Annotated in this window: 14 protein-coding genes and 1 tRNA gene; 8 read left to right on the top strand and 7 right to left on the bottom strand. The window is 66.3% G+C overall.

The annotated features are described in order from the left end of the window. Positions 1-122: 122 nt before the first annotated feature. From HDC94_RS14905 to HDC94_RS10375, 4 genes are all read left to right on the top strand, one after another. Positions 123-944 (top strand): DUF1684 domain-containing protein, encoded by an 822-nt coding sequence (locus HDC94_RS14905; protein ID WP_308495700.1) that lies wholly within the window; start codon positions 123-125, stop codon positions 942-944. A gap of 21 nt (positions 945-965) precedes the next feature. Beyond that, on the top strand, positions 966-2,612 hold the full coding sequence (locus HDC94_RS10385; RefSeq protein WP_179497295.1) for a bifunctional 3'-5' exonuclease/DNA polymerase: 1,647 nt from the start codon (positions 966-968) through the stop codon (positions 2,610-2,612). A gap of 182 nt (positions 2,613-2,794) precedes the next feature. After that, positions 2,795-3,316, top strand: coding sequence for a DUF3145 domain-containing protein (locus HDC94_RS10380; protein WP_179497293.1), 522 nt, complete (start codon positions 2,795-2,797; stop codon positions 3,314-3,316). Between the two features lies 1 nt (position 3,317). Further along, entirely contained in the window at positions 3,318-3,473 is a 156-nt protein-coding gene (locus HDC94_RS10375; protein WP_179497291.1) for a hypothetical protein, read from the top strand. Positions 3,474-3,552: 79 nt separating this feature from the next. On the opposite strand, the gene HDC94_RS10370 is transcribed toward HDC94_RS10375, so the two are convergent. The 4 genes from HDC94_RS10370 to HDC94_RS10355 all read right to left on the bottom strand — a co-directional run bounded on the left by HDC94_RS10370 (position 3,553) and on the right by HDC94_RS10355 (position 7,116). After that, on the bottom strand, positions 3,553-4,797 hold the full coding sequence (locus HDC94_RS10370; protein WP_179497289.1) for a beta-ketoacyl synthase: 1,245 nt from the start codon (positions 4,795-4,797) through the stop codon (positions 3,553-3,555). Positions 4,798-4,895: 98 nt separating this feature from the next. Further along, the gene (locus HDC94_RS10365; RefSeq protein ID WP_179497287.1) at positions 4,896-5,144 is read right to left on the bottom strand and encodes an acyl carrier protein; all 249 of its coding nucleotides are present in this window, start codon (positions 5,142-5,144) and stop codon (positions 4,896-4,898) included. Positions 5,145-5,185: 41 nt separating this feature from the next. Then, positions 5,186-6,190 carry a beta-ketoacyl-ACP synthase III gene (locus HDC94_RS10360; RefSeq protein WP_179497285.1) on the bottom strand — a complete coding sequence of 335 codons (1,005 nt, stop codon included), beginning with the start codon at positions 6,188-6,190 and terminating at the stop codon, positions 5,186-5,188. Next, positions 6,187-7,116: an ACP S-malonyltransferase gene (locus tag HDC94_RS10355; protein WP_179497283.1), complete on the bottom strand. Its 930-nt coding sequence runs from the start codon at positions 7,114-7,116 to the stop codon at positions 6,187-6,189. The genes HDC94_RS10360 and HDC94_RS10355 overlap by 4 nt, the downstream gene beginning before the upstream one ends. A 132-nt stretch (positions 7,117-7,248) precedes the next feature. Here HDC94_RS10355 and HDC94_RS10350 point away from each other — a divergent pair, with 132 nt between their 5' ends. Then, positions 7,249-8,094 carry an MBL fold metallo-hydrolase gene (locus tag HDC94_RS10350; protein WP_257021654.1) on the top strand — a complete coding sequence of 282 codons (846 nt, stop codon included), beginning with the start codon at positions 7,249-7,251 and terminating at the stop codon, positions 8,092-8,094. After that, a complete protein-coding gene (locus tag HDC94_RS10345) occupies positions 8,091-8,546 on the top strand; it encodes a MarR family winged helix-turn-helix transcriptional regulator (RefSeq protein WP_179497279.1) in 456 nt (151 codons plus the stop codon). The genes HDC94_RS10350 and HDC94_RS10345 overlap by 4 nt, the downstream gene beginning before the upstream one ends. On the opposite strand, the gene HDC94_RS10340 is transcribed toward HDC94_RS10345, so the two are convergent. Continuing rightward, a complete protein-coding gene (locus HDC94_RS10340; protein ID WP_308495699.1) occupies positions 8,533-9,717 on the bottom strand; it encodes a helix-turn-helix domain-containing protein in 1,185 nt (394 codons plus the stop codon). The genes HDC94_RS10345 and HDC94_RS10340 overlap by 14 nt on opposite strands. Before the next feature lie 6 nt (positions 9,718-9,723). Beyond that, entirely contained in the window at positions 9,724-12,450 is a 2,727-nt protein-coding gene (gene aceE / locus HDC94_RS10335) for a pyruvate dehydrogenase (acetyl-transferring), homodimeric type (protein ID WP_179497277.1), read from the bottom strand. A gap of 172 nt (positions 12,451-12,622) precedes the next feature. Here aceE and HDC94_RS10330 point away from each other — a divergent pair, with 172 nt between their 5' ends. Beyond that, positions 12,623-13,102 (top strand): peroxiredoxin, encoded by a 480-nt coding sequence (locus HDC94_RS10330; RefSeq protein WP_179497275.1) that lies wholly within the window; start codon positions 12,623-12,625, stop codon positions 13,100-13,102. 18 nt (positions 13,103-13,120) lie between these two features. On the opposite strand, the gene HDC94_RS10325 is transcribed toward HDC94_RS10330, so the two are convergent. Then, positions 13,121-13,771, bottom strand: coding sequence for a DUF1345 domain-containing protein (locus tag HDC94_RS10325; RefSeq protein ID WP_179497273.1), 651 nt, complete (start codon positions 13,769-13,771; stop codon positions 13,121-13,123). 55 nt (positions 13,772-13,826) lie between these two features. On the opposite strand from HDC94_RS10325, the gene HDC94_RS10320 reads away from it, so the two are divergent. Then, positions 13,827-13,899: transfer RNA gene (locus HDC94_RS10320), tRNA-Val, on the top strand. The last annotated feature ends 52 nt before the right edge of the window (positions 13,900-13,951 follow it).

Here is a 13,951-nt window from a genome sequence, read left to right as displayed (position 1 = left end):
GGGCCAGTCTAAGGCGACGCGAATTCGCGAACCCGGGAGTGCGCTGGTCTGTGGATGGTCATGGGGAAGCTCGGGTCTGTGAATCCCGAGTGTCGTCGTCGGTCGCTGCTAGCGTGGAAAACGTGACCGAGACCCCCACCCAGACTGCCGAAGAGCAGCTCGCCTACTACCATTCCCGTCGCGAACTCGCCGTGGTTCAACCGCAGGGCAGTCTCGCTCTCGTGAACACCCAGTGGATCGACAGCGAACAGACGATCTGGGGTGTTCCCGGCAGCTGGGCTCCCGCCGAGGGCGGCCTCACGGTCACGGCAACAGCGGCCGATGGCATCCTCGTTGATGGCGAGCTCGTCGACGGAACCGTGCTCGTCAAGGGCAAGGATGCCGCGGAACCGAGCAGCGTCGTCTTCAACGACACCACCAACGGTTTCGTCATCGCCGGTGAGGACGGCCACTACGCCCTCCGTGTCTTCGACGCCAACTCGGAGGGCATCCAGAACTTCGGGGGTATCGACGCCTTCGACTACAACCCCGACTGGATCATCACGGGCACCTTCCGTGAGAACCCGGAGGGAACAACGCTCGGCTTCGAGCAGCTCAAGAGCGAGGGCAAGACGAGGGAGCACGTCATCCCCGGCGAGATCACGTTCTCGAAGGATGGCGTCGACTACAACCTCGCCGCGTTCAAGGCGGGCCGCGCACTCCAGCTCGTCTTCGCGGATGCCACGAACGGCGAGTCCACGTACAGTGTGGGTCGCTTCCTCTTCCTGGCCCCCAACCCGGATGGCACGATCACCCTCGACTTCAACCGGGCTGTTCTCCCGCCCTGCGCGTTCAGCTACGCGTTCAACTGCCCGCTGCCTCCCAAACAAAATCGTTTCGCCGTGCCGATCGAGGCAGGGGAGAAGAACGTCATGGCGAAGAACGGTGAGCTTCTCCACGGCTAGCCGCACCGTCGCGGTGCGGTCGTGACCACGATCGTCCTCGACCACCGTGGCGACACGATCACCGCCACCATCGACGACGAGCCACCGATCACGGTGGGGGATCTCGCAAGCTTCGTCGCCGATCGTGAGCGCGAGCATCCCCGATGGGTGTGGGATGACACGTCCTGGTGGTACCCGCGACTCCTCGCTGCCCGCGTACGGGTCGAGCGCTGCTTCGATCTTCGGCTGTGCCACGCGATCCTTCGGCGATCGCACCTGACTGCCGAGTCCTCCCTTGCCCGCTCGGCGTGGAGCTCGTGGGATCGCCCCCGCAAGCAGGCAACCCAACCCTCCGGTGCACTGTTCGACCTCGACGAGCCATCCGATGAGGCCGAGGAGGATCCACTCACAGAGTTCCGCGAGCAACGTGCAGCCGTGGCAGGTTCCCCGGAGCCGGCCCGGATCGAACTGCTGCTCGCAGCCGAGTCGGTGGGGTCCCTCATCGCCGCCGAGCTGACCTTCGCTGGCCTGCCCTGGGACGCACGTCTCCACGACGCGCTCCTCACGGAGATCCTCGGGCCGCGACCGCGCCCTGGCGAACGGCCTGCGAAGATGCAGGAGATCCTCGAGAGGCTTCGAGCGGCGCTCGAGGCGCCGAACGCGAACCCCGATTCGCCGGTCGAACTGCTCAAGGTGCTCCGTGGGGCAGGAATCAATGTGACATCCACCTCCAAGTGGGAGCTACGGGAGATCGAGCACCCCGCCATCGAGCCGCTCCTCGAGTACAAGAAGCTCTCGCGCCTGCTCACCGCCAACGGCTGGGCCTGGCTCGAGTCCTGGATCGTTGACGGGAGATTCCGACCCGACTACGTGCCGGGCGGAGTCGTAACCGGGCGCTGGGCCACGAGCGGCGGGGGAGCGCTCCAACTCCCGAAGCAGATCCGCGGCGCAGTGGTCGCCGACCCCGGTTGGATGCTCGTGGTTGCCGACGCCTCGCAGCTTGAGCCGCGCATCCTCGCCGCGCTGAGTGGTGACGCCGCGATGATCGCAGCGGGTGCAGCGGGTGACATGTACGAGGGAATCGTCGCGAGCGGCGCTGTCGACACGCGCGAGCACGCCAAGCTCGGGATGCTCGGAGCAATGTACGGCGGAACCAGCGGCGAGAGCGGCCGCATGCTGCCCCGGTTGGCGCGCGCCTACCCGCGGGCCATCGGTCTCGTGGAGGATGCCGCCCGCGCGGGCGAACGCGGCGAACAGGTGAGCACGCGCCTCGGCCGCACCTCGCCGCTCCCGGATGCCGCGTGGCAGCAGACCCAACGTGATGGCCAGGGAGAACTCGCCACACCCGCCACCGCGACCATCGCGAGGACGCAGGCGCGGTCGTGGGGGCGGTTCACCCGCAACTTCGTTGTGCAGGGAACCGCAGCGGAGTGGGCGTTGTGCTGGATGGCCGGCATCCGCCAGCGGCTGACCGCTCTCGCGGGCGGCCGGTGGTTCGCCGAGTCCGCACACCTCGTGTTCTTCGTGCACGACGAGGTGGTCGTCCACTGCCCGGCGGACCAGGCGGAGGACGTTGCGCAGCACCTCAGGGAAGCGGCATCCGCTGCCGGACGGCTCCTCTTCGGCGATCACGCGCCCCCCTTTCCCGTCACGGTGGCGACGGTGCGGAGCTATGGCGAGGCCAAGTAGCTGAGGTTTCGCCACGCCGCTGAATCACATGCTTGTGATTTCGCGGGATCTTCGGCGATAATGAGGCCAGCAGGTTCAACCTTTGTTGAAGGTTCGACCCGTCCAACTTCATAAACAAGTCACAAGCAGTCCGTTCACCTGGGTCGATGGGGAAGTCGCACCCAACAAGAACGGAGGCAGAGATGTCTGAACTGCGCAACGTGACTGCACCACTCGCTCGCGGAGTGCTTTTTGTGCACTCCGCTCCTCGCGCGCTCTGCCCACACATCGAGTGGGCAGCAGGACGCGCACTTGAGCGCGCCGTAAACTTCGATTGGATCGACCAGCCGGTACTGAAGGGCGCCAAGCGCGCCGAGTACTACTGGGAGGGTCCGCGGGGGACCGGTGCGAAGCTCGCCTCTGCCCTCCGCGGCTGGGAGCACCTGCGCTACGAGGTCACCGAGGATGCCGGGCTCGGCACCGATGGTGGTCGCTGGATGCACACCCCCGACCTCGGCATCTTCTTCGCCCAGACCGACACGGTGGGCAACACTGTCATCCCCGAAGACCGGATCCGCTTCGCCATGGAGTCGGCGGGCGCGAACGCGGTCGAACTGCACCGCGAGCTTCGGCTCGCGCTCGGTCAGGCGTGGGATGACGAGCTCGACGTGTTCCGTCACGCCGGGCAGGACTCCGCTGTTGTCTGGCTACACAAGGTGGGATGAAATGGATACGCTGAACCGCGAATTGCACGACCTCATCGCTGAGGTTGCGCCACCGCTCATCGATCTCGAACAGCTCGAGCGTCTCGTCAACGAGGACGACCTGCTCCAGTTCGACGGCGAGTGCCTCATCCACGACGGGTGCCGCCCGATCAAGTGACCCGGCGGTCCCTGAGGAGCGGCGTAGCCGCGTCTCGAAGGGTGGTCCCTGAGGAGCGGCACGGCCGCGTCTCGAAGGGTTAGCCCTCGTACGTGCGGAACGCGGCGACAGCGTTGTGGCCGCCGAAGCCGAACGAGTTGCTCAGCGCGAGCAGCGAGCCCTCGCCCAACGCCCGAGGCGAGGTCACGACGTCGAGCGGGATCGCAGGGTCCTGCTCGGTGATGTTGATCGTCGGGGGAGCTGTGCGGTTGTGGAGCGCGAGGATCGTGAAGATCGCCTCGAGTGCTCCAGTGCCGCCCAACAGGTGACCGGTTGCGGCCTTCGTCGCCGACACGGCGATGTTCGGCAGGTGGTCTCCGAACACGCGCAGCATCGCGTTGTACTCGGCGATGTCTCCCACGGGAGTGCTGGTCGCGTGGGCATTGATGTGCTTGACATCGGTGAGGTCCGCGCCAGCCATCTCGATCGCGGCCTTCATGGCGCGCGCGGCCGCCGAACCCTCCGGGTCCGGGGCGGTGATGTGGAAGGAGTCGCTCGTGACGGTTCCGCCGGCGAGCTCCGCGTAGATACGGGCGCCGCGCGCGAGGGCGTGCTCCTCCGTCTCGAGAACGACGGTGCCTGCACCCTCGCCCAGCACGAAGCCGTCACGCGAGACGTCGTAGGGACGCGACGCCGTCTCCGGGGTGTCGTTGCGCTTGGACAGAGCCTGCATCGAGGCGAATGCTGCGATGGGGAGCGGATGCACGACGGCCTCCGTGCCACCGGCGATCACGACATCCGCGAGGCCCTCCTGGAGGTGCATGTAGGCGTTCGCGATGGCTTCGGTGCTCGAGGCGCAGGCCGAGACATCCGTACGGGCATAGGCGCGTGAGGGGATGGACATGCTGATGGCCGCGGCGGCAGCGTTCGGCATGAGCATGGGGATGGTCATGGGGAGGACTCGACGCGGGCCCTTCTCGCGGAGGGTGTCCCACGCGTCGAGAAGGGTCCAGAGGCCGCCGATGCCTGTGGAGTAGTCAACACCGACCCGGATGGGGTCGACGTCGGGGGAGCCGGCGTCCGCCCAGGCCTCACGGGCCGAGATGAGGGCGAACTGGCTCGAAGGGTCCAGGCGCTTGGATTCGACGCGCTCGAGGACCTCTTCCGGCCGCACCTTCGCCTCCGCAGCGAAGGTCACGGGGAGGTCGTACTGCTCAACCCAGTCGTGGGCGAGGGTGTGGGCACCGGACTCGCCTTCGAGCAGCGCAGCCCATGATTCGGGGGCCGTTCCGCCGAGCGGGGAGGTCGCGCCAATACCGGTAACAACGATCTTCTTGCTGGTCATTTCACGTTCCTGTCATGTACTGCAGAGTCCGCGGGGGCGGCCAGCCGGAAACCCGGCTGGCCAGCCGCAGACGTATTACTCGCCCGGTGGGTGGCTGTTTAGGCCTGGGCGCTGGTGATGAAGCTCACGGCGTCGCCGACGGTCTTGAGGTTCTTGACCTCTTCGTCGGGGATCTTGACGTCGAACTTCTCTTCTGCGTTGACGACGATGGTCATCATCGAGATGGAGTCGATGTCGAGGTCGTCGGTGAACGACTTGTCCAGCTCGACGGTGTCCGTCGCAATGCCGGTCTCGTCGTTGATGAGCTCGGCGAGGCCGGCCAGTACTTCTTCAGTGGACAATGCCATTGTTGTTTTCTCCTTGGTGGTGTGAAGTGACCGCTAGCAGTTTATGGGAGTACGACTACCTGGGCGCCGAAGACAAGCCCGGCGCCGAAGCCGATCTGCAGGGCGAGGCCGCCACTGAGCTCGGGGTGCTCCTCCAGCAGGCGGTGTGTCGCCAGCGGAATGGACGCGGCACTCGTGTTGCCCGTTGTCGCGATATCGCGACCGATGAGCACGGTGTCGGGCAGCCCGAGCTGCTTCGCGAACTCGTCGATGATGCGCATGTTCGCCTGGTGGGGGATGAAGGCGGCGAGATCGGATGCCTCGACACCGGCAGCCTCGAGTGCCTGCTTCGCGACCTTCGCCATCTCCCACACAGCCCACCGGAAGACGACCTGCCCGTCCTGGCGCAGCGTGGGCCACTCGGCCTCACCGTCGCGGAACTGCACGAGTGTCGCGTTCATGCCCACGGAGTCGGCCTTGGAGCCGTCCGAGCCCCAGACGGGCGCCGCAATGCCGGGGAAGTCGCTCGGTCCGATGACGACAGCACCAGCGCCGTCGCCCAGGAGGAACGAGATGGTGCGATCGGTCGGGTCGACGACATCGGAGAGCTTCTCGGCGCCGATGACGAGGGCGTAGTGCGCGGCTCCGGCACGGATGAGGGCGTCAGCCTGCGTCACGCCGTAGCTGAAGCCGGCGCAGGCCGCGTTCTCGTCGTACGCGGCCGCGGGGTTCGCACCCACGCGGTCGGCGACGACCGCGGCGATCGACGGGGTCTGCTGCACGTTGCTGATCGTCGCGACGATCACGAGGTCGATGAGGGACGGGTCCACTTCGGACTTCTCGATTGCCTCGCGCGCGGCATCCGTGGCCAGGTCGACGGCGAGCACACCGGCAGACGCGCGAGTGCGGGTCGAGATACCCGTGCGCTGGCGGATCCACTCGTCGCTCGAATCGATAGGGCCGATGAGGTCCTCGTTGGGCACCACGAGGTCGCCGCGGGCAGCACCGTAGCTGTAGATCCGCGTGAATGCGGGCCCGGTGGACTGCTTGAGGGTCGGGTTGGTCATGAGACTCCGGATTCTGAATCGATGAGATCGAAGGCCGCGGTGAGATCATCGGGCGTCTTCACGGCGACTGACGGGACACCCTTGAGACCACGCTTGGCGAGCCCCACGAGGGCACCGGCAGGCGCGAGTTCGACGATGCCCGTGACCCCCGCGTCCGCGAGGGAGGCCATGGTGAGGTCCCAGCGCACGGGGGAGGAGACCTGGCCGACAAGGAGGTCGATGAACGCCGCGCCAGTGTTGACAGACGAACCATCGCGGTTGGTCCAGATGGGGAGGGTCGGGTCGTTCGCCGTGAGGCCGGTTGCGACATCGTGAAGTCGGCCGACGGCGGGCTGCATGTATCGCGTGTGGAAGGCGCCGGCGACCTGGAGCGGGATGACACGGGTGCCGGGCACCGGCTCTGCAGCGAGCGCGGCGAGAGCATCGAGGGCTCCTGCCACAACGATCTGTCCACCGCCGTTGTAGTTGGCTGGCTCGAGACCGAGCTCTGCGAGGCGGGCGAGGAGCGCCGACTCGTCGCCGCCGAGAACGGCCGACATCCCTGTGGGCTCGAGGGCTGCGGCATCCGCCATCGCAGCGCCACGCTCACGCACGAAGGTCACCGCGTCGGTCTCGCTCAGGATGCCCGCACCAGCTGCCGCGGTGATCTCGCCGACCGAGTGCCCGGCGATACCGCCGATCTTCGAGCGACGACCGTCGGCGAAGAGTGCTGACAGCGTGAGGAGACCAGCGGCCACGATGAGCGGCTGCGCGACGCGGGTGTCGCGGATCGTGTCAGCGTCGGAGGTGGTGCCGTGGGCAACGAGGTCGAGGCCAACAGCCTCGGAGATCGCTCCGAGCTGATCGGCGAAGCGCTGCTCCGTGAGCCAGGGTTCGAGAAATCCGGGAGTCTGGGAGCCCTGACCGGGCGCGACGATAACGATCACCGGTCTAGTCTGCCAAGTTTTCGCCCGGCACCCCTGTGGCGCGTCGACTAAGAAGTCGATCAAGTCTTGTGGATGTTCCGATCTGAATACCCATGTCGTATCATTCAATGACACGACATGGAATGGATTCGCATGAGAGTGAGCGTCATCAGCACGGGAACGGTGCGTATCAGGCCCGACCACGTCGAGGGGCGGGGAGTGCCGGTGTTCTGGTGGCTCCTCACCTCGCGGAGATGGACCGCACCGCGTCCGATCAATGTCTTCGTCATCGAGCATCCGACGGCGCTCGTGCTCTTCGACACGGGTCAGGATCGACGCTCGGTGACGGATGCCGCCTACTTCCCCCGCGGGATCGTGGGGTTCCTCTACCGCAGGCTCGCGCGCTTCAGCATTGCGGCGGGGGAGACGCTGCCCGCGCTCCTCGCCGACCGTGGCTACGACATTGGAGCGGTTCGGTACGCCGTACTCTCGCACCTGCACCAGGACCACATCGGCGGACTACGGGACCTTCGCCATGCCGAGATTGTCGTGAGCGATGTGGAATGGCGACAGGTGTCGCGCCGCACGGCCGTGCTCGACGGGTACCTCGCCGATCACATCCTCCTGCCGGCCAGCCGCGTGACTCGCGTCACCCCAGTATCGACAGAGGATCCGTCGATCGCGCCATTCGCCGAGGCTCACGACCTGCTCGGGGACGGTTCGCTGCTCCTCGTGCCGACCCCTGGCCACTCGCCGGGATCGTTGTCGCTCCTGCTCCGCCGGGACGGTGAGCCTCCCCTTCTGTTCGTCGGGGACCTGACCTACGATGTCGAGCTGCTCGCGGAGGGTCGCGTTCCCGGCGTCGGCTCGCGGTCAGGCCTTCGTGCGTCGTCCAGGCTCGTCGCCGAGTTCGTCGAGCGAAACCCCGGCACGGTGGTGCTCGCAGCGCACGATCCTGCCGCCGCGGCATTGCTTGCCGATGCGAGTGTGGTCCGATGAGAGCGGCAGAGCAGCTGCGATACGCCGTGCTCGCGGCGCAGCGTGATGGCAACCGCCGTCTCTCGTTCGAGCTGGGGCGACTCGGTCTCACCCCCTCCCAGGCCGAGGTGCTTCGCCTTCTCGTCGACGGCGCGCCGCTCTCACTCACGGAACTGGGACGGCTGCTCGTGTGCGAGAGCGGCACCAACCCCAGCCGACTCGTCGACAGGATGGTCGTCGCCGACCTGGTCACGCGCGGACAGGACCCGAACGATCGCAGGCTGGTGACACTCACACCGACCGAACGCGGTCGCGCCCTCGACGCCGACGTGCGAGGCATCGAGGAGCGTCTCTACGACGAGATCGACGCAGCAACGGTCGGCCTCGACCTCGAGCGTCTAGTCGGGCTTCTGAGCGGACTGGCGACGGGTGATGCCGGCGAGGCACTGGCGAGACGGGTCAGCGCTTCCTAGCGGGATCCGGGTCGGCGATGGAGCCCACGATGAGTGCGGACTGCAGGATGAGCGCCTCACGGGCGCCCGTGGCATCCCACCCGATGACCTCGCTGACCCGCTTGAGACGGTAGCGAACGGTGTTCGGATGCACGAACAGCTCGCGAGCCGTTGCCTCCAGCGAGCGACCGTTGTCGAGGTAGCACCATAGTGTCGTGAGCAGGTCGGTCGAGTGGGCCTGGAGCGGCTTGTAGATGCGGTTGATGAGCGTCGCGCGGGCGAGCGGATCGCCGGCGAAGGCCCGCTCGGGGAGCAAGTCGTCGGCGAGCGTCGGGCGCGGGGCGTTGCGCCACGAGCGCGCCACCGCGAAGCCTGCGAGGGCGGCCTTGGCGCTGCGAGCAGCTTCCACGAGAGTCGGAACCTCCGGTCCGAGCACGAGGTGTCCCGGGCCGAAACCGGGCTCGAGCTGTTCGGCGATCGCGAGGAACGGCATCGGCTGGTCAGCCTCCGGGTCGTCCGGAATCGGGCTCGCCCGGCCGATCACGAGCACAAGGCGCGCCCCCTGAACGCCGATGAGCACATCGGCGTCGAGATGACGGGCCGTTCGACGAAGCTGGTCGACATCGAGCATCTTCGGCGCGGTGCCGACGAGCACACACACCTCACCGTGGCCGTTCCACCCGAGTGCCGCGATGCGGCTCGGCAGTTCGTTGTCGTACTCGCCGGAGAGGATCGAGTCGACGACGAGGGCTTCAAGACGTGCATCCCACAGTCCGCGGGCCTCGGCAGCACGCGCGTAGACGTCCGCTGCCGCGAAGGCGATCTCACGTGAGTACAGCAGGATCGCCTCGCGGAGCACATCGTCGCCGTCCTTGACCCGCTCCTCGACCACCTCGACGGTGATGCGGATGAGCTGCAGGGTTTGAGTCAGGGACACCGACCGGAGCAGTTCGCGCGGGGCAGCGCCGAAGACATCCGCCGCGATCCAGGGGATCGACTTGGGGTCGTCGAACCACGAGATGAAGCTCGTGATGCCGTTCTGCGCGACGAGGCCGACCGCGGAGCGCCGCCCCGGTGGCATGTCGCCGTACCAGGGCAGCGTCTCGTCGAGCCTCTTGAGCGTTGCGGTCGCCAGCTCGCCGGTGATCGTTCTCAACCAGGCGAGCGTCTGCTCCTTCGTCTTGGGGGCCACGCTCGGCTAGCTTTCGCCGCCAGCCGATCCGGTTGTTCCCGCGTTGACGTCGAGCAGGTTGTACTTCTCGATGGCGAGCTGGACCACGTTCGGATCGATCGCTCCACGACGCACGAGGGACTGGAGGGTCCGCACGACGATCGACGGGCCATCGATGAGGAAGAAGCGACGAGCTGCCTGTCGCGTGTCCGAGAAACCGAAGTCGTCGGCACCGAGCGTCGCGTAGTCGCCGGGCACGAACTGCCGGATCTGGTCGGGAACCGCGTGCATGAAGTCAGACACCGCGACGAACGGGCCGTCCGACCCCTGCAGCTTCTCCGTGACGTACGGCACCCGAGGCTGCTCGTACGGGTGGAGCAGGTTGTGCTCGTCGGCGGCGATACCGTCGCGACGCAGCTCGGTCCACGAGGTGACCGACCAGACATCGGCGGCGACACCCCAGTCCTTCGCCAGGAGCTCCTGTGCTTCGAGGGCCCACGGCACCGCGACACCCGACGCCAGCAGCTGGGCGCGAGGGCCCTCGATGGTCGGGGATGCGAGGTGGTAGATGCCCTTGATGGCACCCTCGACGTCGAAGTTCTCGGGCTCCGCCGGCTGAACGATCGGCTCGTTGTAGACCGTGAGGTAGTACATGACGTTCGGATCCGGATGCGTGCCGCCGTACATCCGCTCGATTCCGGCCTTCATGATGTGGCCGATCTCGTAGCCGTATGCGGGGTCGTAGGAGACGACAGCGGGGTTGGTGGATGCCAGCAGCAGCGAGTGTCCGTCAGCGTGCTGCAATCCCTCACCCGTCAGGGTCGTGCGTCCTGCAGTCGCACCGATGATGAAGCCGCGTGCCATCTGGTCGCCAGCAGCCCACATGGCATCGCCCGTGCGCTGGAAGCCGAACATCGAGTAGAAGACGTACACCGGGATGAGCGGCTGGCCGTTCGTCGCATACTGGGTGCCGGCAGCGGTGAAGGCCGCGAACGCGCCGGCCTCGTTGATGCCGACGTGCACGATCTGGCCCTGAGGGCTCTCCTTGTAGGCGAGCAGCAGTTCGCGGTCGACCGACAGGTAGTGCTGTCCGTTCGGGTTGTAGATCTTGGCGGTCGGGAAGTATGCGTCCATGCCGAAGGTGCGCGCCTCGTCGGGGATGATCGGCACGATGCGGTTGCCGATGCCCTTGTCGCGGAGCAGATCCTTGAGCAGACGCGCGAACGCCATGGTCGTGGCGATCTCCTGCTTGCCGGAGCCCTTCTTGACGACCGAGTACGCCGACTCCTCCGGCAGGTCGAACTGCGTGTAGCGGGTACGGCGCTCCGGCAGGTATCCGCCGAGCTCGCGACGACGCTCGTGCAGGTACTGGATTGCCTCGTCGTCCTGCCCCGGGTGGTAGAACGGGGGCTGGTAGGGGTTCTCCTCGAGCTGCGCATCCGTGATCGGGATGTGCATGACGTCACGGAAGAGCTTGAGGTTGTCGAGCGAGAGCTTCTTCATCTGGTGGGTCGCGTTGCGTCCCTCGAAGCTCGCGCCCAGGCCGTAGCCCTTGACGGTCTTCGCAAGGATGACGGTGGGCTGGCCCTTGTGCTCCGACGCTGCCTTGAACGCCGCGTACACCTTGCGGTAGTCGTGGCCACCGCGCTTGAGGCCCCAGATCTGGTCGTCCGTGTAGTCCTTGACCATCTCGAGCGTGCGGGGGTCGCGACCGAAGAAGTTCTCGCGCACGAAGGCGCCGTTCTCGGCCTTGTAGGTCTGGTAGTCGCCGTCGGGCGTGCGGTTCATGAGGTCGCGGAGTGCACCCTCGGTGTCGTTCGCGAGCAGCGAGTCCCATTCGCGGCCCCAGACGACCTTGATGACGTTCCATCCGGCACCACGGAAGAAGCTCTCGAGCTCCTGGATGATCTTGCCGTTACCGCGCACGGGGCCGTCGAGGCGCTGCAGGTTGCAGTTGATCACGAAGTTGAGGTTGTCGAGGCCCTCGTTCGCCGCCCACTGCAGGGCACCGCGGCTCTCGACCTCGTCCATTTCGCCGTCGCCGAGGAACGCCCAGACCTGCTGGTCCGAGGCATCCTTGATTCCCCGGTTGGTCAGGTACTTGTTGGACTGCGCCTGGTAGATCGCGTTGATCGGGCCGAGACCCATCGACACCGTCGGGAACTGCCAGAAGTCCGGCATGAGGCGCGGGTGCGGGTAGCTCGAGAGACCGTATGGCGCGCGCGACTTCTCCTGGCGGAACGAGTCGAGGTGCTGCTCGTTGAGGCGACCCTCGAGGTAGGCGCGGGCGTACATGCCGGGGGAGGCGTGGCCCTGGTAGAAGATCTGGTCGCCGCCGCCGGCGTGCTCCTGCCCGCGGAAGAACCAGTTGTGGCCCACCTCGTAGAGGGCTGCGGATGACGCGTACGTCGAGATGTGACCGCCGACACCGATCCCGGGGCGCTGCGCACGGTGAACCGTGATCGCGGCGTTCCACCGGATCCACGCGCGGTACCGGCGCTCGATGTCCTCGTTGCCGGGGAACTCCGGCTCATTCTCGGGAGCGATCGTGTTGAGGTAGTCCGTCGTAGGGACCATCGGCACGCCGAGGTGCAGGTCCTTGGACTCCTTGAGGAGGCTGAGCATGATCTCGCGACCGCGCTCATGACCCGCCGCAGCGACAACCGCGCGGAGCGATTCCTGCCACTCCGCAGTCTCCTCGGGATCCTGGTCGATGTTGTGAACCGAGTAGGGATCCTGGTCGTTTACAGTCACCGCTGACCTCTTCCTGGTAGAGAGATGAAGGACCGCGCCATCGGGTTACGACTGGTCGCGATCAACTACGCCAAACGAGTCTAGTTGTCGATCCGATACTGTTCGGCACTAGGCGTATCATTGCCGATCGGCCCCGCAATTCTTCCCTGCGGGAGATAAGGATTCTTCCAGCATGGCCCTGATCAATGACGTGATGGCCCCGGACTTCGAGCTCGCGAACCAGTTCGGCGAGCGCATCCGCCTCTCCGAGTTCAGGGGCGTCAAGCCGGTCGCCCTGGTCTTCTACCCGCTCGCCTTCTCGAGCACCTGCACCTCAGAACTGTGCGAACTGCGTGACAACCTGAACCTTTTCAAGGAGTCCGGTATCGAGTTGATCGGTATCTCCGTTGACTCGAAGGCCACGCTGCGTGCGTGGGCCGAGGAGGAGGGCTACGACTTCACCCTCCTCGCCGACTTCTGGCCCCACGGCGACGTCTCAAAGGAGTACGGGGTCTTCATCGAGGAGAAGGGTTTCGCCACCCGCGCGACGTTCCTCATCGACATCAACGGGGTGATCCGCGAGAGCTTCATCACCGCCCCCGGCGAAGCGCGTCCACTCGCTGCCTACCGCGAGGCCGTCGCGGCCCTGCACGCCTCGACCGCGAGCGTCTGACGCCCTCCGCGCCGCCCGTCAGTTCAGGATGTTGACGGCGCGCGAGATCACGAGTGCGAGAAGCACGAACCCCGTGAGGGCCTGTAGTCCCATGAGCACCTTCGCTGGCACCGTGAGCGGCATGGTGTCGGTGGGACTGAACGCCATCATGTTGCTGAGCGAGAAGTAGGCGTAGTCCACGTAGACGGGGCGCCACTCGGTCGGTCCGGACTCCTGCTGCGGGAAGCGGAAGTGTTGGGTGCCCATGATGGGACGCCCTTTGACCCGCCGTTCGACGGGACCACCGTTGTCGAGCTCCCAGTAGAGGAGCGCGTAGGCGATGACGTTGGTGACCCACACCGAGAGCGTCACGAGCAGCACGCTTCCGCTCGAGGCGCGGCCGCCCACGAGTTCCTCGATCACTCGCACGACGTAGAACTGGTTCACGACTGTGAGGCCTCCGGCAAACACGATCGCTGCCCAGCGGGCCCAGGTCTGTTCCGGCTCCTTGCGTAGGCGCTTGATGATCAGGAGCGGTATCAGCATCCCGACGCCCACGGTGGGAACGACCCACGAGGGCACGAATTGCACGGACTCGGGGAGGAACAGGTACGTACCGAGGGCGAGGAGGGTGGCGATGACGACGGGGAGGGGGCTCTCGCCACCGAGGATTCCGTCGCGCTGCGCCATGACGGGAAGTGTATGCCTGTACCATTGCAGGGCGTTGTTCCGGCATGCCGGACAGGGGCCTTTAGCTCAGTTGGTAGAGCGCCACGTTTACACCGTGGATGTCATCGGTTCGAGCCCGGTAGGGCCCACAGGATGCGGCGGCGGCCGCAGGCCGTCGGCGCAGCCTGTATGAGGATGCTG

It is taken from the genome of Leifsonia sp. AK011, assembly GCF_013410945.1.
Lineage (GTDB): Bacteria > Actinomycetota > Actinomycetes > Actinomycetales > Microbacteriaceae > Rhodoglobus.
This window is presented reverse-complemented; position numbering and strand designations above follow the sequence as displayed.